This is a genomic window from Lepagella muris (assembly GCF_004793975.1).
In the GTDB taxonomy this organism is placed as follows: domain Bacteria; phylum Bacteroidota; class Bacteroidia; order Bacteroidales; family Muribaculaceae; genus Lepagella; species Lepagella muris.
Genome location: NZ_SRYB01000003.1, coordinates 168,053 through 189,429, shown reverse-complemented (window position 1 = coordinate 189,429; position 21,377 = coordinate 168,053). Strand labels below are relative to the sequence as shown.

The 21,377-nt window shown below is 48.3% G+C and carries 18 protein-coding genes; 17 read left to right on the top strand and 1 reads right to left on the bottom strand.

The features are described from left to right. Positions 1 to 15: 15 nt before the first annotated feature. On the bottom strand, positions 16 to 987 hold the full coding sequence (gene bioB / locus E5331_RS03595) for a biotin synthase BioB (protein WP_123482059.1): 972 nt from the start codon (positions 985 to 987) through the stop codon (positions 16 to 18). A 241-nt stretch (positions 988 to 1,228) separates the two neighbouring features. Between bioB and E5331_RS03590 the strand changes: the two genes are divergently transcribed. The 17 genes from E5331_RS03590 (at position 1,229) to E5331_RS03510 (ending at position 21,373) form a co-directional block, all read left to right on the top strand. Then, on the top strand, positions 1,229 to 2,092 hold the full coding sequence (locus tag E5331_RS03590; RefSeq protein ID WP_135984689.1) for a DNA/RNA non-specific endonuclease: 864 nt from the start codon (positions 1,229 to 1,231) through the stop codon (positions 2,090 to 2,092). Beyond that, positions 2,074 to 3,621 carry a tRNA uridine-5-carboxymethylaminomethyl(34) synthesis GTPase MnmE gene (gene mnmE, locus E5331_RS03585; RefSeq protein WP_135984687.1) on the top strand — a complete coding sequence of 516 codons (1,548 nt, stop codon included), beginning with the start codon at positions 2,074 to 2,076 and terminating at the stop codon, positions 3,619 to 3,621. The genes E5331_RS03590 and mnmE overlap by 19 nt, the downstream gene beginning before the upstream one ends. A 252-nt stretch (positions 3,622 to 3,873) precedes the next feature. Continuing rightward, entirely contained in the window at positions 3,874 to 4,776 is a 903-nt protein-coding gene (locus tag E5331_RS03580) for a helix-turn-helix domain-containing protein (RefSeq protein ID WP_123482735.1), read from the top strand. A gap of 92 nt (positions 4,777 to 4,868) precedes the next feature. After that, on the top strand, positions 4,869 to 5,975 hold the full coding sequence (locus E5331_RS03575) for a tyrosine-type recombinase/integrase (protein ID WP_135984686.1): 1,107 nt from the start codon (positions 4,869 to 4,871) through the stop codon (positions 5,973 to 5,975). 220 nt (positions 5,976 to 6,195) lie between these two features. Next, positions 6,196 to 6,996 carry a hypothetical protein gene (locus E5331_RS03570; RefSeq protein WP_135984684.1) on the top strand — a complete coding sequence of 267 codons (801 nt, stop codon included), beginning with the start codon at positions 6,196 to 6,198 and terminating at the stop codon, positions 6,994 to 6,996. Positions 6,997 to 7,104: 108 nt separating this feature from the next. Further along, complete coding sequence (locus E5331_RS03565) at positions 7,105 to 7,482, top strand: helix-turn-helix domain-containing protein (protein ID WP_168355127.1); 378 nt, start codon at positions 7,105 to 7,107, stop codon at positions 7,480 to 7,482. Positions 7,483 to 7,517: 35 nt separating this feature from the next. Continuing rightward, entirely contained in the window at positions 7,518 to 9,278 is a 1,761-nt protein-coding gene (locus E5331_RS03560) for a virulence-associated E family protein (RefSeq protein WP_275441046.1), read from the top strand. A 171-nt stretch (positions 9,279 to 9,449) separates the two neighbouring features. After that, positions 9,450 to 10,517 carry a hypothetical protein gene (locus tag E5331_RS03555; protein WP_123484841.1) on the top strand — a complete coding sequence of 356 codons (1,068 nt, stop codon included), beginning with the start codon at positions 9,450 to 9,452 and terminating at the stop codon, positions 10,515 to 10,517. 175 nt (positions 10,518 to 10,692) lie between these two features. Beyond that, the gene (locus E5331_RS03550) at positions 10,693 to 11,712 is read left to right on the top strand and encodes a relaxase/mobilization nuclease domain-containing protein (protein ID WP_135984682.1); all 1,020 of its coding nucleotides are present in this window, start codon (positions 10,693 to 10,695) and stop codon (positions 11,710 to 11,712) included. 12 nt (positions 11,713 to 11,724) lie between these two features. Further along, the gene (locus E5331_RS03545) at positions 11,725 to 12,099 is read left to right on the top strand and encodes a plasmid mobilization protein (protein WP_135984680.1); all 375 of its coding nucleotides are present in this window, start codon (positions 11,725 to 11,727) and stop codon (positions 12,097 to 12,099) included. Next, positions 12,092 to 12,778, top strand: coding sequence for a hypothetical protein (locus tag E5331_RS03540; RefSeq protein WP_135984678.1), 687 nt, complete (start codon positions 12,092 to 12,094; stop codon positions 12,776 to 12,778). Before E5331_RS03545 ends, E5331_RS03540 begins: the two co-directional genes overlap by 8 nt. A gap of 290 nt (positions 12,779 to 13,068) precedes the next feature. Next, positions 13,069 to 13,899 (top strand): DNA damage-inducible protein D, encoded by an 831-nt coding sequence (gene dinD, locus E5331_RS03535; protein ID WP_123482725.1) that lies wholly within the window; start codon positions 13,069 to 13,071, stop codon positions 13,897 to 13,899. A 9-nt stretch (positions 13,900 to 13,908) separates the two neighbouring features. Then, a complete protein-coding gene (locus E5331_RS03530; RefSeq protein WP_123482726.1) occupies positions 13,909 to 16,665 on the top strand; it encodes a class I SAM-dependent DNA methyltransferase in 2,757 nt (918 codons plus the stop codon). Beyond that, positions 16,662 to 17,402: a hypothetical protein gene (locus tag E5331_RS03525; protein WP_123482727.1), complete on the top strand. Its 741-nt coding sequence runs from the start codon at positions 16,662 to 16,664 to the stop codon at positions 17,400 to 17,402. Before E5331_RS03530 ends, E5331_RS03525 begins: the two co-directional genes overlap by 4 nt. Further along, a complete protein-coding gene (locus tag E5331_RS03520) occupies positions 17,395 to 19,371 on the top strand; it encodes a DEAD/DEAH box helicase (protein WP_135984676.1) in 1,977 nt (658 codons plus the stop codon). The genes E5331_RS03525 and E5331_RS03520 overlap by 8 nt, the downstream gene beginning before the upstream one ends. After that, positions 19,368 to 20,567 carry a GIY-YIG nuclease family protein gene (locus E5331_RS03515; RefSeq protein WP_123482729.1) on the top strand — a complete coding sequence of 400 codons (1,200 nt, stop codon included), beginning with the start codon at positions 19,368 to 19,370 and terminating at the stop codon, positions 20,565 to 20,567. Before E5331_RS03520 ends, E5331_RS03515 begins: the two co-directional genes overlap by 4 nt. Beyond that, a complete protein-coding gene (locus E5331_RS03510) occupies positions 20,564 to 21,373 on the top strand; it encodes a DUF2971 domain-containing protein (RefSeq protein WP_123482730.1) in 810 nt (269 codons plus the stop codon). The genes E5331_RS03515 and E5331_RS03510 overlap by 4 nt, the downstream gene beginning before the upstream one ends. Positions 21,374 to 21,377 lie beyond the last annotated feature (4 nt).

Here is a 21,377-nt window from a genome sequence, read left to right as displayed (position 1 = left end):
ACGTCACCATCTGAATCAGAACTCCAATCCCGCCTCCTTGAAAAGTCGGCGGTCGTCGGCTATGGTGTTGCTGACGGTAGTGAGCATATCGCCCATAAGCACCCCGTTCATACCCCCCGTCATGATCCTGAGCATAGACTCATGACTCAGACGCATACGTCCCCCTGCAAAGCGGAGCGACTTCTTAGGCATGATGAAGCGGAAGAGTGCCACAGTGCGTATTATATCCTCCTCCGATATGAGCGGGGTATTCTCGAGCGGTGTGCCGGGGATAGGATTCAGTATATTGATCGGCACGGAGTCAACGTCAAGCGCCGCAAGCTCAAACGCGAAGTCCAGACGGTCGGCAAGACTCTCCCCCATCCCGATTATACCCCCCGAACATACCTCCATGCCACACTTCCGGGCATACCCGATCGTGCGTATCTTATCCTCCGGAGTATGGGTGGTGCATAAAGTAGGGAACACTTTCGACGACGTCTCCATATTGCAATGGTAACGCTTCACCCCGGCATCCCTCAGCATCTGCATCTCCTCCTCTTCAAGAAGTCCCATGGAGGCACAGAGATACAGATCCGTTTTTTCACTCAGCTCGCGAAAGACCTCACAGAACTTTTCCAGGTCCTTCTTCGTGACCGTGCGTCCGCTTGTGACGAGCGAAAACCGGCGTATACCCGCCGAGGAATTAGCCTCCGCTGCCTTAAGCACGTCGTCCGTATCAAGGAAATTATACGTGACGCACCCCGTGTGATGACGCGATGCCTGAGCACACCATTTGCAGTCCTCCCCACATCGTCCGCTACGCGCACTCACGATAGAGCAGGAATCCACCTCCCTACCCTGCCAGCGTCGGCATATCTCGCCGGCGGCATCACACACTTTATCAAGGTCGGGGTATACGGCAAGCCGGTCAGCCTCCTCTCTGGTGACTCCTTCGCCACGCAATCCTTTTTCTTTCAGAAGAAGAAGATCTTTTTCGTCTGTCATAATTTTTCCATCCGGTGCATACGACATGCACCCTGATTTTCGTTGATTAGTTAATGAAAAGGCGATAACCTGTTGAAGTTGTCTATACTTCATTATTCCGCTTTTTCTGATACAAAATTACAAGATATTTGCAACATACCAAAATGATTCTTAATTTTGTAATCAATTAATGAAACTTTGGAATGGTCGCTGACCATTTCTTACACATGAATCATTCAACAAAATAATTATTCCGAATTTTATGGCAAGACGCAAGAGATCTAAGAAAAAGGGGAACGATGCTGTCAATTTCTTATTATTGCTGTTCCTATTGGGGGCAGGTGGGATGACAGGATGGAACGGTTGCTCTGAGACTGACAACCCTGACCACACAGGCAATACAGAGAATACAGGTAAACCGGGGGCAAATCATTATCCTGATCTTGAGACTGTTTCTATCCCAAAGGGACTGACCTCGCAGATAAAGGAATACACGGGATTCACCGTGTCGTTCAATAAAGACAATGGCACTCCTAACTACGTGGCTTGGGAGCTTCTCGGCAAGGAAGTTGCCAACGATGTTCAGCGTGATGATAATTTCTGGACCGATCCGGATATCGACGGATGCCCATCTACAAAGGATTACACACGCTCAGGCTACGACCGCGGTCACATGTGCCCCGCCGCCGACCAGAAATGGAGTGCTCAGGCAATGTATGACTGCTTCGTGATGGCAAACATGTGCCCGCAGGAACATGCACTGAACGCAGGCGCATGGGCGACTCTCGAAAACAAAGAGCGTCAGTGGGCGCAGCGTGACTCCGCGATAATGATAATCGCCGGTCCGCTCTACGACAAGAATGACACAAAACGTATCGGCGATGCCGGAGTGAGAGTGCCCGGAGCATTCTTCAAGGTGCTGATGGCTCCTTACCTCGACCAGCCGAGAGGCATAGCATTCGTCTATCCCAACATGACATCCCCCGGCAATATGCAGGATTATGCCATGAGCATCGACGAACTGGAGGAGATTCTCGGATACGATTTCTTCCCCACACTTCCTGACAATATCGAGAAACAGGTGGAGTCAACCTACTCTTTTAAAGAATGGAACAATTCGAAATGACAAACACTTCCGACACTATCGCCGCCATTTCCACACCTGCCGGAACGGGCGGCATAGCCGTGATACGCGTTTCGGGAAACGACGCGATTGAAATAGTAAATAAAGCTTGGAAAGGGAAACCGCTGACAGAGGCGGTTTCCCATTCCGCTCATTTAGGCAACTACATAGCCACCGACGGATCAACACTCGATCAGGCTGTGGCGACCATTTTCCGTGCACCGGCATCATTTACCGGCGAGAACATCGTGGAGATATCCCTCCACGGTTCACGATGGATACAGCGCGAAGTGCTTGCCGACCTCATACGCCGTGGCGCAAGGACAGCCATGCCCGGCGAATTTACCCAACGTGCCTTCCTCAACGGAAAGCTCGACCTTGCGCAGGCTGAGGGCGTAGCTGACCTCATAGCATCATCTTCGCGTGCCGCACATAACCTCGCAATCTCACAGACACGCGGCAACTTCTCCCGTGAACTCAACACACTTCGCGACCGTCTTGTGGAATTTGCCTCTCTACTGGAGCTTGAACTTGACTTCTCGGAAGAGGACGTGGAATTTGCTGACCGCACCAACCTGCTCTCCCTCGCCAATCAGATCCTACGGAAGATTGACCGACTCGCCGCCTCCTACTCCTCCGGAGCTGCCATAAAGGACGGAGTGCCCGTAGTGATAGCCGGAATACCCAATGCCGGAAAATCATCGCTGCTCAACCTCCTCGTCGGCGACGACAAGGCTATCGTAAGCGACATACCCGGCACCACACGCGACTCCATCGAAGACACCTTAGAGATCGACGGCATACTCTACCGGTTTATCGACACCGCCGGACTACGCGCCACATCAGACACCATCGAGAACCTCGGCATCGACCGTGCACGCGCAAAGATGCGCGACGCCGTAATCGTAATCTGGATCATAGACCCCACCTCCCCCCTCCCGTCCCAGACAGCCGAACTCAACGCATTCCGCGCCGCCAACCCCGACAAACCCATAATCACCCTCCTCAACAAATCCGACCTCACCCCCACCGATACATCTGTTTCACCTGTTTCACCTGTTTCATCCGTTTCGCCTGTTTCGCCTGTATCGCCTGTTTCGCCTGTTTCACCCGATACAACCGATACAACCGATACACCCGATACAGTCAATACAGTCAATACCGTCAACCCTGTCAATACAGTCAATACAGTCAATCCACCCGAATCAAACAACACCCCCGACATACTACCATTCAGCACAAAGACCGGTCAAGGCCTTGACGAACTCCGACAACGCCTCACCCGTCTCACCTACGGCGACATCGACCCCCAGAACGAACTAATCGTGACCAACAGCCGCCACTACGAAGCCCTCACCCACGGCTCCGACTCCCTCCGCCGCGCCATCGACGCCATCCAAAACGGCGTCACCGCCGACTTCATCGCCCAAGACATCCGCGAGACCCTCCACCACCTCGGCACCATCACCGGCGCCATCACCCCCGACACCCTCCTCCACAACATCTTCTCCCACTTCTGCATCGGCAAATGACGTAATTGTCACAATCCGTCACAATCCGTCACAATCCATTAGTACAGCGTGCTTTACGGCACGCTTTTTTCATGCCCTTACTGATGGATTCTAATGGATTCTGACCCCTTTTTCGCCCATTTTTGTATCCCGGTTGTATCTCGCTCGCAGCCGGGAAAAATCCGTCAGCAAGGTGGTGGACAATCTTTACGCCATTTTACGCCACTTTACGGGATTTTACAGATTATCGGGCGAAATAAAGTAAAAACAGCCATGAGCAGCAACATTGATTTGAAGAAAATTTGTGCTTTCTGCGGGCAGGAGTTCATAGCCCACAAAACCACAACAACATGTTGCTCTCACAGATGCTCAAGCTTACTATACAAACAAAAGAAGCGAGAAGCCAAAGTGAGAGAGCATGACGCAGTGACAGAAAAGGTCATTGCCGAGAAACCGATTGAGAAAATCAAGGACAAGCCCTATATCTCAATCACAGAAGCAGCATTATTCATTGGAGTGAGTCGTCCTACGATTTATCTCTATCTCCGTAATGGTGAAATATCTGCTAAACGACTGGGATCAAAATATCTCATAGCAAGGGAAGACATTGAAAACCTATTCAACAATCCTGACAAGTTTGAACCAATCAGGAATGAACGGAAAGCCATCACCGAGTTTTATACCACGAAAGAGATTCTGGAGAAATACAGCATCTCAAATTCGGGACTTTACAAAATTGCCCAGACACAGAATTTCCCGAAGACAACAAGTCGAGGTAAAACTCTATGGAGTAAGTCTCATATCGACCGATATTTTGAGAAACGTAATCCATCACAGGAAATAACCGAATGGTACACGGTTGCTGAAATTCAAGAGAAATTTGGCATGTCCTTATCTGCCATTTACACCCTCGTATCCAAAGAAGGAATCCCCAAGATAAAGGTTGGAATCGAAGCAAGGTACTCGAAAAAGCATTTCGATATTGCCAAGGGCATTGCGGAGCCTGAACCTCCGGCTGAATACACGATAGCAGAGGCTATGGTAAAGTTTGGCATGACCAGAGACCAGCTCTATCACTATGTCAAGACCTATAAGATAACCCGTACCAAGAGAGGCAAGTTTACCTATCTCTCCCGCAAAGAACTGGATGATTTGCTTGCGCCACCTACGATTTAGCCGAATCCGGCTATAGTGGCGCGATGGTGGCTGATTCCACCATGCAAACACTACCGAACTTTGCGTCAAACTTTTAACTCTTTCAAGATACAATGAATACCTGCACTAAAGTTTTCCTTCGTAAAAAGGAAATATCGGGCGACCGCATATCGCTCTACCTCGACTTCTATCCCCCAATCCGAAATCCTCACACCAACAGGCTCAGCCGCCGTGAGGGTCTGGGAATATATCTCTACGGGCATCCGGCAAATGCCCGTGAACGAGAGTTCAACGCCTCCATGATGGAAAAGGCGGAGGCTATCCGTTGCCGTCGCTTCGAGCAGTTGCTCAACGAGCAGTTCGGCTTCCTCGACAAAGAGAAACTCCGCATCGACTTTCTGGAATACTTCCGCAAGAAGTGTTTCAAGAAATACCAGAAGTGGAAGATTGTCTATCAGCACTTCTATGATTTTTGCGAGGGTAAATGTACCGTCGGAGAAATCAATGAGGACTTCTGCAAGAAGTTTCAGGCGTACCTTCTTAAAGGTGGCCGTCGTGATGGTCGCAAGAGTAAGCTCGCCCATAACTCAATCGCCGGTTACTGGTCAACATTCCGCACTCTGCTCAAAGAGGCGTATCAGGAGAAACTCCTCCGAGAGAACATAAATGACTTCCTCGAAAAGATTGAGTGGAAGGATACTAAAATTGAGTTTCTCTCGCTCGACGAGGTTAAGAAACTCGCCGCGACTCCATGCAAACATGAGGTGCTGCGTCGTGCGTCGCTGTTCTCTTGCATGACCGGACTCCGCATCAGCGACATTCAGCAACTCCGGTGGGAACATATCGTCAAGACCGAAGACGGGTATGTTATGCGAATCCGCACGGAAAAGACCGATGAGGAAGCCACTCTCCCAATCAGCGAGGAAGCCCTCGCCTTTTGCGGTGAACGAGAAGAGGGACTTGTGTTCAAGACTCTCAAACGCTCAATGATAAACTACCCTCTCCGGGCGTGGATAAAGGAGGCTGGAATCAACCGCCGGATCACGTTCCACTGCTTCCGCCATACCTACGCCACCCTTCAGATGGCCATGAGCAGCAATCCTTATGTAGTAAGCCAGGCTCTGACGCATAAGAATCTTGAGACAACTCTACGCTACACGCATGAGGTTCCGACCGCACTGCTTGAGACTCTCGGCAAGATTAAAATCAAGCCCAAATAGAATGCACCTGATTTCCCCCTGAAATGACAGTGGGACGTTCTCACGTTTCACAAATAGGCAGATAATGGTCCGTTACCGCCCGGTAACGGACTATTTTGTGCTAAAAATACAGGAAGTTGCTAAAAGTGAACCGATATGGCTAAGAAAAGTGTCCAACATTTCGTTTTTAGCAATCAATCCTCTGTAATTTTGTCGGACAATTTCAAAATCTCACAATTATATGAAAAGCGACAACACATTGAAAACCATGACCGTATTAATCACCATTGTCTTCCTGATTATGGCAATGAAGACAGCTTATGCGGGAACTAACGGGTCATCCTCAAATCCGGGCACAGCATTGTTCTGGCTTGATGCCACTTGGATATTCACTCTCTATGAAGCACCGTTTCTTTTGGCTGTCTTTGTGGCGGGACCGATGGTAAATGATGCAATGCCCGCAATTTTTGCAACCGGAAGAAAGTGCGCTGCGGCATTAAAACAAAACCTAAGTAAAACAGTTGACTCCGGCAACGCCCCAGAATCACTTAAAGCAGACGATATTGCCGTCACTTGTGATAGACAGGGCGAAGAAGGCGAAGTATCAGTCGTTGAGAATGATAAAACTGCGGAGCTATCGGAAGAAATCATCGGCTATATCTCCGGAACTTTCGGCAATCTACTGTCGGACGAACAGATTGAAAAACTGCTCGACAATTTCAGGAAACTGAATACCTGCGGACCTTTCGAGGTTGTAGAGAAGCGAAAATTGCAGGGAGTCTTTGAATTTGACCTGATCCATTTCGCATGGAACGTGTGTCGTCGTATCCATAATCCTGATACTTGTCCGAAAATTTTTGGTTTTGCCACAGCCGAAATGATTAAAGCCTCATTCCCGCTGACGCTTCAGAACTATGCGGTCAGTACTATCAAAAGCCGACTCAAGGATTCCGACGCTACTACAAAGTTCCGACTTCAGATAATCGAAGTCAACCGACCGCTGGTGCCATATATATTTCCTGTGCCAGAGGAAGCCGGATAATATTCAGGTTATCGGTTATCCATTGGTTATCCGGATGATAACTGGATTGGAGGAATATAACCGATGAACTTTGCGGCACGATGTTCAAATCCCCCATCGTACCGCATTATGATTGAAAAACCAACATTCGAGGCAATGCCTCAGATTATGGCACGGCTTGAAGAAAAAGTCGATGCCCTGACCGAAACTGTCGGTAAACTACTGCAAGGCGCTATGGCTCCAATGGTCGTTACCGCTCCGGAAGAGATGGTAACAGTCAAAGATGCCGCCAGTATTCTTAGACTGTCTGTGTCAAGGGTCTATGCACTCGTTCAGGAGGGTCGTATACCATGCTATAAGCCAGGGCGCAACCTGCTTTTTCTCCCCTCCGAGTTAAGGAAGTGGATGGCCGAGGGGCTTCGGAAAGGCCAGCCTTCCATCGAAGAACAGATGGAGCAGATGACCAAAGGCATGCGCAACAGTGCCAAAGACAGGAGGTTCATATGAGCGCAGATTATAAACTTTCGTCCGAAAGGAAGGATATGGAAGGTACATTCTGCCGTGCATATTCCTGCCGTGCCGCTATTGAGAAATTCCTGGCTGACCTGTTCCTCTTTGATGCAGCCACCGGATTGTATGTCGCGTCATACAATCCGAAACTCACACTTGAAACAGATGATGTTCAGCAGATTGTCTGGATCAGTGGAGTCAACGCGCCCTGCAATGCATTTGAAATTGTAAGAATATTCAGGTTCGGAGACCTTGACAAATCTGTAAAGGAAGAAACAGCAACGAAACGTCGCCCCTCATATAAAGCAATGCTGCAACTTTGCGCCGAGGACACAGCGGTAAAGCTCACAGTGATAAAAGACAAGAATAAATCTGTCAACGTAAATTCAGACGAATGGGAGGCGGCACTATCGCTCAACGACAGGAATCAGATTGAAAAAACAGGTCAGAATATCAAACTGATTCTACTCAACGACCCACAGCTCAAAAAAGTGCGTTTCGACCGCTTTACCAAGCAGGACATTACCGACTGTCCAGACTTCTGCAATGAGCGAGACAACCGTATTGACGATGAATCGATAGGCAAGATTGCCATTTATATCGAGAATGTATACGGGCTTCAGCTCTCTCAGCCGCGTATTATCGACATGCTCAAAACCACATCAAAGGAGCGTGGCTTCAATCCCGTACATGAATTTATACAGAGTGCGACATGGGATAATGTGGAGCGCATCGATACAGTTGTAATCCGATACCTTGGTGCCGATGACACTCCTCTTACACGGATGCAGACACGCAAGTGGATGGTCGGCGCGGTGGCCCGCGCTTTCAGTCCCGGATGCAAATTCGACCATATACTCACGTTTACAGGGCCGCAGGGTGTTGGCAAAAGCACATTTCTGAATATCATCGCCGGGAACTGGTTTTCAGATTCGTTCTCATTCGCTCACGACGATAAGTCGAAGATTGAGGATATCACTGGCGCGTGGATTGTGGAAATATCAGAACTCAACGGCATGAAACGTGCCCATGACGCCGAGGCTGCCAAGGCGTTCCTGAGTCGTGTCCGCGATGATGTGCGCCCGGCATACGCCCGGAAGAGTGAGTCGATTCCCCGAAGCAACGTGTTTGCCGCAACTACCAACGAGACAGAGTTTCTACAGAGCTGTAACGGCAACCGCCGCTGGTGGGTAATCCCTATAAGGGGCACAGGAGAAGTTCAGGAATGGATTGACGCACTGAAATCCGAGGTTCCCCAGTTGTGGGCTGAGGCTTATCACTATTACACTGCCGGAGAGACGCTGTTTCTCCCTCCTGAATTGGAATCGGAGGCCAATCGGCGACAAGCTGAATATACCACTGCCGCCGGAGATGAATTGCTTGATGAAATAGAGGCGTTCCTGAACAGACCGGTTCCGAAAGCATACTTCTCATGGCCGCTCGGCAAGAGGGCGCAGTGGCAGAAGTGGGCTATTGATCCGTCATCATTTATCGATGACGAATACCGTCAGATAGGCACTGAACCGCTGACAATAGTGTCTCCGAAGATGATAAAGTGCGAGCTGCCTAACGATGCTATCCGGGCATCATTCCGCTATTCTGCCCAATATATCAACTCTCTCATGGAACATATACCTGGCTGGGAACGCTCTGAAAGAGAGAAAGTACCTGGTATGCACCCGGATTATTGTGGCGCCGACGGACGGGTTAAACGCCCCTGGATTCGTACTGAAATACCAAAGACATACCTCTCTCCTACTCTTGACTTCGATTGCAAAGACTCGCCATTCTGACCCGAATGTCCCAAATACCTTCCCTTACAATCCAAAAATATTTTGGCTTAAAGGGAAATGAGAAAAGAATCTCTATATGCAAAAATTGTCTGTAATGTCCGGCATTTTAACGGGGACATCGGGACATTGGGGACAAAATCAAATCCACCAATCTAAAAAAATACAATAACAATGAATGATTTAAAGAAAATAACATCGATGGAATTTGACTCTATTGTTCCAGTTGACGACCTCTGCATGACGGTTGGGCTTGTCTGCTCCTCGCAGAAAAAGGCGCTCCGACACTACGATTTCGGTGACGGTCGGGAGCTTACAGTCAACACCGCCCGCAACGAGTGGGCTATGAAAAATCCAGATTGCTACGGCAGTGCATCACAACTCGCCGAAAGGCTTGGACTTGCCAATAATGGTGACTTCTCCAAAGCATTTGCCTTGGTTGAACAGCTTTATGCCGAGCGTGAGAAGATACCGGCGATTTTCAGTTATACTGCAATCAGTCGTCCGGTTTGGGATTTCACAGATACCTGTCATCCGAAAGACCGTGAACTCGGCAGGATGATGACCCGTTACGGACTGTCAATGGATACTGTGAAGCTCTATACTCTTGAGGGTTCTCTGCCTCTGGTCAAAGGAGGCAAGCGGGAACGTGTCCTGGCGATGCCTGTAGGCGAAGAAGCGGACTGTTTCATGGCTTTCAACGGCAAGATGTTCCGGCAGATTGGTGAAGGCGGCATTAGCACTGTGGGGCAACGCCGAAAGGACCAAATCTGCATGGTGTATGAAAATCCGCTCGATTTACTGACACTTATGGAATCCGCCACGCGCAATGGGGCCTATCCCCTTATGGCGCGACGCTATCATATCATTATCAACGGCAAGCGAGGGCTCGCCGAAGCTTGCAAATATCTTAAGGCCAATCCCGACTTCCTTGAAGTGCGCTGCTTCATGCCGGAAAACGAATTTGGCATAAAGGCTTTTGCAGCCATCAACGATGCCGTGAAAGGTACGGCAATTGACCGCACGGACATGTATCGTGGGTTCGGTTCTCTCTTCGCAAAACATCTTCCGAAGGTTCCGGAAACATACCGAAAATGGAAGTCCATGCGAATCGAAGTTGAAGAGAAGGCGACTCGCAATGTCAGACAGGAGCCGCCGAAACCGAGGCTCGACATCACACCACTTTTGGGCGGTGAAAAGAAGGCGATAATCGACCGGGAGACGGGAGGGCTCAAGCTATGAGGTGTGAAAATGCTCCCGGAATTCGAGTGGCTCTGCAAGATGTGTTTTTGTCAGACACCCCGCTGTCGCTCCGGCTCGAAAAAACACCCTTGCAAGGGGAAACCCCTCGACCCGATTTGTCCGACAGACGATATGTGAAACCTGCGGCTTCAGTCCGCGCAAACTTTGCACTGAAATGAACGCGAGAGTTGGACAATCGTCTGACATTTCCCACAGCCTGGGCTATGCGCAGAACCGAGACAAGGACGGTGGGATTCTGCTTGCCAACTTCACCGATATTACAGCGTCGCCGGAGGAACAGGCCCGCGACTGGATGGCAACCGCCAACGATTACAAGACCCGGTGCTATACGATAATCATTTCCTTCACTCCGACCGAGACTGTTATGCTACGCTCGATGCCGGATAATGGTAGGGATAAAATCCGAACCATTATCCGGGACTTTCTTGATGAATTGTCGGAACGAGGCAATGACCTGACAGAGTGCCCCTACATCGTGGCGCGCCATGACAATACCGACAACGAGCATTTCCATATTGTTATCCACACTACAGATATGAACGGCAAACGTTTTTGCGATAAATTCATCAACAAGAACGCCAACCGCGCTGCCGCTTGTATCGCCATGAAGTACGGACTGGAGGCACCGCCGAAAGCTGTCGAGCGCGAGACTGCTCATCAGGAGGCTGAAGGTCAACGACGGAAGGAGAAAGCCAAGCGTCAGCATAAGCCGACAGCATCGCAGTTGGAAATTGATGAGAAGATGCGCCGAAAGCGTGCTGTCGAGGAGGCCGCAAAGCGAAAGTCTATGCTCAAATATGTCATCGAGAAAGCTGCTAAAAAGACAGATTCGACTGAAGCCTTTATTGCCGCACTTGCGGAAGAAGGCATAACACTGACCCGCGATGAGAAGAAAGGTATCTGTGCTGTGATGACAGACCCCGATGGGAAGATCAGAAAATATTCTCTTGCCAAAGACTTGGGTGTCGACATGACTCTTATTCCGAATCTTTCAATTCAGGATAAGCCGGTTGTCAAAACGCAGCATTCTTCTCCCTTGAAGCCCATACATCAGCCACGGCTCAATGTCGATGGGGGCGGCAGCTCCCGCAACGCCGAACATGAGATAAACGACGGTCACAATTCCGATGACCCTGACGAGGAATGGAAACGCCGAAACGGATATAAACTGTAAAAACTGAAAACTATGAAGAAGAAACCATCTGCCCTGCGAAACAGCAGGCGAAAACCGGACAATCCGGAAGACAACCTGACGGAGCGCATCACGTTCCGTCTCACCTCCACTGAAAAGAATCAGCTCACCATGAAAGCTAAAGAGCGTGGCATCAAGCTGAGCTTGCTCTGCCGCCTTATAGTCATGCGGCGCAGAATCCCTGACCGCTCACCGCAGACGCTCCAATGGTTCCGCGACCTTGTGGGCATGAAGAACAATCTCAACCAGATTGCACACCACCTCAACACTACAAAAGAGCCTGACCAATGGACTATTGAGGCTATACGCTTCATAGCCTCAGAAATAGACAAAGCAAAAAACACCTTGACCGACAGCAGCCATGAGTAATCCATTTGAAAACGTGCCAGCTTCGGCAGATGTGCCCGGCACCATCGACAAGAAAACGGTCTCTGCATTGTCAGGCATTGCCGACCGCTTCGAGAAAGCTGCCTCAAGAAACGAGACGATTGTCAAAAACGAGGAAGAGCTTGCAGGAGTGATATTCGATCTGCTCCTCGATGATGACGGTTCAGTCAAGGACTTCGGTCATGCAGCTGAGATACGGGGTCTGATTGACGAAGCCTGGAAGCAACAGGAGCGAGGCATAGCCAACCTTGGCGAGATAATCAGATCCATACCCACAAGCGTCAGGGCAGAACTTGGTGAGGAAGACCGGAAGCTGCTCGATTCCAATTTCAGGAGCTGGAAAGACGTGTTCCGGCTCTACCTCCCTTCCTTCGGCATCGTTGGGGCGATAGTCGGTATAGTCCTGACCGGAAGTATAATGCTCTCAAATTCTGCATCAAATACCAAGCGAGAATACGAACAGCGCATCGGTCAGCTCGATAAGTGGTACGAAGACAACGCCGACGCCATAGCCTTCGGGCAATTCTACCGTGAGAACTACCCCAAACAATACAGCCAATGGCACACCGGCCAGTGGCAGCAGGACATCGCCTACCGCGACTCCCTCCGCCGCGCCCACTCCCTCGACCGCCTCCGCCGCCTCTACCAATCCGACGACTGACACCACCAAAACTCTACACCAAGCAATTAATTCGCCTGATGTAGAGTTTTTTCCATCTGCTTTTTCTGCAAATAGTAGCTCCAGTATCAGAAAAAATAGCTAACTTTGCATTTATAGCAACGACAAACATCTGAAAATGGCCGAAACAAATTAAAATATTGGCAAAACACGCCACACAACCTCAACGCGTGGCGCTTTGCTTTGCAAAGAATCGTTCTAAACTCCCACGCAGTCGTTGCAGGCTCGGTCAGCCCTCAGATAACTGCCCCCGGAGTTTTTTTGTTTAACGCATGAAAGCAATCGAAATACAGGAACTGTTCAACAGTTTTGAGGCCATAGCTATCGAATATGAAGGCGTGGAGTGTTGGAGCGCCCGCGAACTCGCTCCTGTAATGGGATATGTCCAGTGGCGCAACTTTCAGTCTATCATAGAAAAGGCAAAAGAATCGGCTGAAAATGCCGGAGAATTGGTCTCGGATCATTTTGCCGACGTCAGCAAAACGATAGATATGCCTAAAGGTGCTAAACGTCAGATAGATGACGTAATGCTGACCCGCTATGCCTGCTACCTTGTGGCGCAAAATGGCGACCCTCGAAAGCCTGAGATTGCTTTCGCACAGAATTACTTCGCAGTCCAGACACGCCGTGCAGAGCTTGTTCATCAGCGTCTTCTTGACTACGAGCGCGTACAGGCTCGTGCGAAACTCGCAGAAACAGAGCATACACTCTCCGGCGTGCTGTATGAGAGAGGCGTTGACTCCAAAGGTTTTGCCATAATCAGAGCTAAAGGCGACCGTGCATTATTCGGTCTTGATACCGCCATGATGAAACGCCGTGTAGGTGCGCCTGAAAAACGACCACTTGCCGATTTTCTCTCTACAATCGCGATAAAGGCCAAAGACCTTGCCGCTGAAATGACCTCGGTAAATGTTCAGCAGAAAGATCTTCGCGGGCAGATAGGTATAGAACGAGAGCATATCGACAACAACAGCGCAGTCCGCAATATGCTCCTCGACCGAGGCATACGCCCCGAATCGCTCCCGGCTGGCGAAGATGTGAAAAAAGTGGAACGCCGACTAAAAGCCGACGAGAAGAAAATCCTCCCCAAAAAGAAAAAGTAACAGTATTGCATGGCAAAGAAAACCAAATCATATTCTCAGGTACAGGCTACCGACAAACTGGAGCAGCTTGGTCAGCGCGGCACTTCGGCGTCGGAGTTCATTTATGACCTCCTGCGCATCTTCGCCGGATATGGCGACGGACAGATACGCCGTACCAAGGACGGCCCCGGCAATCTTGCTAAAGATGGCGAGACAGTCCTTATCAAGAATCTTGTCGCTTATCGCGAAGCCGTTGTCAATATTCTCGACGGCGATTGCTCTAAGATGTACTATGTTATCAACGCCATGCGCGATGATGCGAAGATAGCCAAGCACTCCCCACGTCTCTACATCGTGAGCAACGGCGTTTTTGTTGTGGCATACGATCCCAAAGAAAATGACTGGTACGAGAACCGCATTGACCTTCTGTGGAAAGACTTTGAATTTTTCACACCGCTTGCCGGTATTGAAAAAATTCAGTTCACAGCGGAAGCCGAGGCCGACGTTAAGTCAGCCGAGTTGATGGCGAAGCTCTTTGATGATATTCGCCGCTACAATGATATCCGCGACCCTCAGACCGTTCATGCGCTCAACGTGTTTATGTCGCGTCTGCTTTTCTGTTTCTTTGCTGAGGATACCGGCCTTTTCCCCGAAGACAATCTCTTCACCAACACGCTCCGTACTCACACCAAAGAGGACGGCTCTGACCTCGCCGAGTTTATCGACCGTGCTTTCCTTGCTATGTCGACAAACGACCCCGCAGTGCTTTCTACTTTGCCGAAGCTCTACGAAGTATTTCCATACGTCAACGGCGGCCTGTTCCGCGACCGTTATCCCATCCCCGTGCTTTCTCGCCGTGCCCGCACCCTGATTCTCAACTGCGGTGAATACAACTGGCGCGAAATTAACCCAGACATATTCGGCTCGATGATTCAGGCGGTCGTTACCCCGGAACATCGTGCAGGCCTCGGTATGCACTATACCTCGGTGCCGAATATCGAGAAAGTGATACGCCCGCTTTTCCTCGACACGCTCGAAGAAGAATTTGAAGCTGCTTGCGCCGAGGCCCGCGAAAAGATGGCAAAGAAAGCAAACCACGACCGCGCATCTCAGCGGTTGCGCAATCTGCTAAACCGCCTGTCAAACATCAAATTCTTTGATCCTGCCTGCGGTAGCGGCAACTTCCTTATCATCACATATAAGCGACTGCGCGAGCTTGAAATCCGCATTTGGAAAGCGATGCGCGAAATTACCGGCATGGCCTTACTACCATTTCCAAACATCACTCTTACGCAGTTCTATGGCATCGAGCTCGACGAATACGCCGCCGAGACCGCCACGCTCTCCATGTGGCTTGCAGAACATCAGATGAACGTCAAGTTTAAGGAAGAACTCTTTGTCCTTCCCGAAACCTTGCCGTTAAAGCCATCCGGCCACATCGTATGCGGCAACGCCTGTCGCCTCGACTGGAACACCGTATGCCCCCACGCTCCCGAAGATGAAGTCTACATCATGGGCAATCCACCGTATCTTGGAAGTAAACTTCAAGATGCGATACAGAAAGATGATATGAAAGTAGCTCTTTCTGATGTGAAAGATAAAAAAGGCGTAGATTATATAGCTGCTTGGTTTTGGAAGGGCGCAAAATACATTAAAGAGTCAAAAGCAAAGTATGCTTTTGTTACAACGAATTCAATCAGTCAAGGCGAGCAAGTTGCAATGCTATGGAAGCCTATCTTTGACCTTGGACTTGAAATATTCTATGCAAGAACCTCTTTTAAGTGGAGTAACAATGCTAAATACAATGCGGCAGTAACTGTTGCTATCATTGGCGTTGGAAATAAAAACAATACTCAGAAACTCTTGTTTAATGAGCAAGAGAATAAAGCATATAAAGTTAAAAACATCAACCCTTATTTGTCTGCCTCTGACAATGTAATTGTCGCTAAAACATATAATATACCCCAAGGGCTACCTAAAGCTGAATTTGGTTGCATGCCTTATGATAATGGACATTTGTTGTTGAGTGAACCCGAAAAAGATTCTATGCTTGAAAATTATCCCGAAGTGAATATTTTTATCAAGCAAATTATAGGTTCACAGGAATTTCTGAACGACATTCATAGATATTGCCTTTGGATTGACGATGATAAACGAGATGAAGCAGAATCCATTCAACCCATCAAAGAGAGAATTGAAGCGACTGAATACTTTCGACTCAACGAAAGTAAAGATGGTGCGTCATTAGCCGAACGTCCTCATCAGTTTCGTGAACACTATGTTATAACAGATAACAGTAAGGATAAAGTTATTATTCCACGTGTTTCTTCTGAACGCAGACTATACATCCCTATTGGCTATCTTGACAAAAATGTGGTTATATCAGACTCTGCCTTCGCTATCTACGATGCCGAGAAGTGGCTGTTTGCATTGTTGACTTCAAGGATGCACAATCTTTGGGTTCGTACAGTTGGTGGTAGACTAAAAACCGATTATAGATATTCAGCAACCCTCTGTTATAATACATTCCCATTTCCAAAACTGACAACAGCTGAAAAAGAGGTACTGGAGCATCTTGCGCAGAACATCCTCAATATCCGCGACGAGAACTTCGACATGACACTTGGAGAAATGTATAACCCGGAATCAATGCCTGAGGAACTGCGCGATGCTCACCATCAGCTCGACCTTGCCGTGGAGCGCATATACCGCCCCGAGCCGTTCACTTCTGACGAAGAACGCCTCGAACATCTTTTCAAACTCTACGCCAAAATGACAAAGAAATGAATGAACTGGTAAAAAGCACATTATCCGGAGGAATTACTGCTGCCGCAAGTATTACTGGAGACCCAATCCTAACGGTAGCAGCATCTATTGCAGCTCCTGCAGCTTCATCTGTGGCTGTCGATTTTGCATCAAGAACGCTTAGTAAATGGCAATCTAATCGATTTATGAATGGATGCCGACTTATCGCTCAAAAAATAGGTGTGAATATCCACTGTGGCAAATCGTTAAGAGAGGATGGGGCTATGTCTGCTATTGATGGAGAACAAGCTCAACAAGTTTTAGAGGGCATATTACAAAATATCGCCGACGAGTACGAAAAAAAGAAAATCGAGGCACATGCAAGTTTCTTTACAAATCTATGCTTTGATGAGCGTATTGTTTTTGAACAAGCGCTTTATCTGACACGAGTATTGAAGCAATTAAGTTATCGTCAACTTGTTCTTATAGCCATTAGTCATGACGCTCCATTGCAAGCAGGAGGGTGGCTGTTCAAATTTAAAGATTCAGGAAATCCAATATTGAAAAACTATGCGGATTTATACAGCGAAATTCAACATTTAGAGCAAATGAGAATATTGGAAGACTCAAATAGAGGGGTTACTCTTGGAGGATCATCTGCACCTTTACGATTAAGTTTATTCGGGCAAACTATATATGATGAGATAGATCTTGAGTCTATTCCTGAAGCAGACAAACGTTTGGTATCTCAAATGATTTCAACTATCAACAATGCATAATCTCGTCGAAGTAGAATATGCCCGGACGGGCAAATCAAGCAATACCGATGCGCTCGGTATGCGTGAAATGCAAGCTATGGTTTACGCCCAGCGCCATCGTCAGCACTTGCTCGTCAAGGCGCCACCGGCATCGGGAAAAAGCCGTGCCATGATGTTTGTGGCTCTTGATAAACTCGCCAATCAGGGCGTGAAGAAAGTAATCGTGGCCGTTCCTCAGCAAAATATCGGTCGAAGTTTCAAGGACACCCCCTTGAAGAAGTTCGGATTTTTTGCAGACTGGAACGTTGCCCCTTATTGGAATCTTTGCCTTAATGCCGGAAGCGAGAACTCCAAGAAGTCGATTGTCCAAGAGTTTCTTGACCATCCCACTGCTACAAAACTCGTCTGCACCCATGCCACGCTCCTTAACTCGCTCAACGGCATTGATGCGCGAAAACTCGACAATGTTTTCTTCGGCATCGACGAATTTCACCACGGCTCGGCTGACGAGGACAACCGTCTCGGCACTCTCATTCGCCGACTTCTCAACGAAACATCGGCTCACATACTCGCCATGACCGGCTCATACTTCCGTGGCGACGCCGTTCCGGTTATGCGCCCTGAGGATGAGGCAATGTTTCAGCCGACAATCAACTACAACTACTATCAGCAGCTGAACGGCTATAAATGGCTCAAAAGCCTTGGCATCGGCTACAGCTTCTTCCAAGGCAACTACCTTACAGCCATTCCCGATGTACTCGACACCCACAAGAAAACGCTTATCCATATTCCGCACCCCAACAGCAAGACAGGGGCGTTCATGAACAAGCACGACCAGGTGGCAGAGATTATCAAATATATCGGAGAGATTGTCGACCGGGATTATAACAATTATCTCTACAAAGTCAAGACTGCCGATGGTCGTATTCTTACCGTCGGCGACCTCGTCGAGGATAGCAAAGAGCAGCGCGATGCGTTACAGTCATATCTACAACGCATGAACAGCCGTGACTCGCTCGACATCCTCATAGCCCTCGGCACAGCCAAGGAGGGCTTTGACTGGGAGTGGTGTGAACACTGTGTCACCATCGGCATACGCGCTTCGCTGACCGAAGTCGTTCAGATCATCGGCCGATGCACGCGTGACTGCGAGGGTAAGACCCATGCGCAGTTTACAAACCTTATTCCATGCCCTGATGCAGCGCAAGACGATATTTCTATGGCGGTCAACGACTTCCTGAAAGCCATATCCGCTTCATTGCTTATGGAGCAGGTTATGGCCCCCAAATGGAACTTCAAGACCAAGGTCGATGATGAAGACAATCCCGAAAAGCCGAAAAAGCCGGGCGAAGATGACCATGTTATCGAGGTCAAAGACCTGCCGAAGCTCAACGAGAAAACCAAAGCCATCGTCGAAAACGATCTTGACACTCTCGTTGCAACTACGCTCTCTGATAAAAATATCCGAGAGGCTATCATCGGCGAGGGTATGGCCGAAATGATTACCGAGGTTTACATTCCCAAGATTATCCGCGACACATATCCCGACCTTAACGAGGAAGAAGTCGATGCGGTTGCAAAGCACACAATCCTGACCATCGCCACACAGGGCGAACAGGTTGTAGTCCCCGATGATTCCGGCAATAGGTTCATCAGGATTGCCAATAAGTTTGTCAACCTGAACGACCTTGATATCAACCTTATTGCCGAAATAAATCCTTTTCAGCGCGCATACGAGGTTGTCAGCAAATCGCTCACCCCGGAAGTGCTACGCACCATTCAATATGTTATCGAAGATAAGCGTTCGGAGAAGCTGAGTGATGAAGAGGCAATTTTGCTTTTCACAAAATATCTCCCCAAGTGGCGCGAGGGAAATCCGGGCAAAACAAAGCCGGAGATTACCGACGGCGACCCGCTGGCGCGCCGTATAGCTATGGCTATCGAACATCTTCGTAAACTCAAACGCAATAAACTCGCACAGCAGCAATGATCAACTGGGAAAAGGAACTCGAAGCGATATTTAACGACCCTCTCTTGGCCGATGTTACCGCTCCACGAAAGCGGGCTACATCGAGCGACCGCCTGATTGCCGGATTCCAAGAGATACTTGCCTTCCACGAAGCCAATGGTCGACTTCCCGAAGATACGCCCGAAGAAGCCTCGCTATTCCATAAATGGACCGGGCTACTGAAAAGCGAGAAAAAGATTGAGCGTTGTCGCCCCTTTGATGACCTCGGTATTCTTCCACAGTCGGTTCAGACTGTGGAAGAACCGCAAGCCGAATATCACCGCGAGCAGACTGAGGAAGAACAGCTTGAAGCTATCCTTAATGACCCATTGCTCGCTGATATTGAGGATGGTGCTGACCTCGGTTTGTTTGACGTGCCGGAATACATGCGCCAACGCCTTGAAGCGCGGAAAGAAGCCGAGTATATTGGCAAACGTCGCCCTTGCGAAGACTTCGACAAGTACACTGATGGCTTCAAGGAGATTCAGCAAGGGCTGAAATCCGGCAAATATAAGCTCGTGAAGTTTAGCGAGCCGAATCTGAAAGTCGGTCGCTACTTCGTCGAACAGGGTATCATTGGCTATCTTGCCGCTTTCGAGCAAGAGGCGAAGAATAATCTCAATCGAGTTGATGGCCGTACTCGCGTCATCTATGAAAACGGCTCTGAGGCCGACATCAAATTCCGTACAATCACTAAAAACCTTTCTGTCGACGGTTATAGCATTATGGATTGTTCGGAAATGTCGCCCGAAGATTTTGAGGAATGCTTCACACTCACCGATAAAGACGTTGAGAGTGGAACAATCTATGTACTTCGCTCTAAATCTTCTCGCCCCGAAATTGCAGCAATCAAAGACCTCTATAAAATCGGTTTTACCGTTACCTCTGTTGAGAGTCGTATTGCCAACGCCAAGAACGAGCCGACATATCTTTGTGCTGATGTCGAGGTTGTGGCTACATGGAAAGTCTACAATGTAAAATCTTCGACGTTCGAGGCTCTCATCCACAAACTCTTTGCGCTCGTCCAATTACAGGTAACTGTCGACGGCCACCGACCCAAAGAATGGTTTATCGTGCCGTTCAAAGTGATAGAGGAAGCTGTAACCGCAATCATATCTGGCAAGCCGATAGAATATAACCCGCAACTTCAACAAATAATATATCTATCTTGCACATGAGAATATATCATTATACAAATATAGAAACATTGGCTCTTATTTTAAAGAATAGAACCATTAGATTCAATCGATTAGACCATGTTGATGACTTAGAAGAAGGTCGAGTTGAATGTTCAGGGATCAAACTTGGTCAGTATATTTTTGTTTCATGTTGGACCGAGGATTGGGAAGAAAGTATACCATTATGGCGTATGTATACAGAAAAAGGAACTGGTGTGAGAATTAGTTTGCCTAAGGAAATGTTTAAGACATATGCTTATAATGATGGCGATATTATCAGTGGGGTTACAATGGAAGGAAATGTACGTACTCTAATGTCACCAAAGATGTTTGGAATGAAAAATATATTCATCTTACCATGTTTTAATGAGGGCGTATTCTACCGAAAGGTGCAGTATGTTCAAAATGTTAAAGAAGCTATGAAAGATGCTGTAAAAATCAATACTGATGGTTCCATAAATTTCCAGTTGTCTAAGTGGGGGGCATTTAAAAATTCAAGATGGAAGTTTCAAAATGAAAGTAGATTTGTCCTAACTATCTATCCAAAACCTGCTGAGATTTCTACTGGAGACGAATTATTCGCATTATGGCTTCGTTCGGCAATACAAAATGGAGTACCCAATACTATAGAATATTATGATCTAGAACTAGATGCAAATGCCATAAATTCTATGGAAATCACCCTTTGCCCAAATATGTCTGATGGCAATAAAATTTTAGTAGAAAGTTTGTGCTCGAGGTATATTGATAACAAGAATATGATTCCAAAAGAGAGTGCCCTAAATAATTTTGTCAAATTAAAATAGTGAC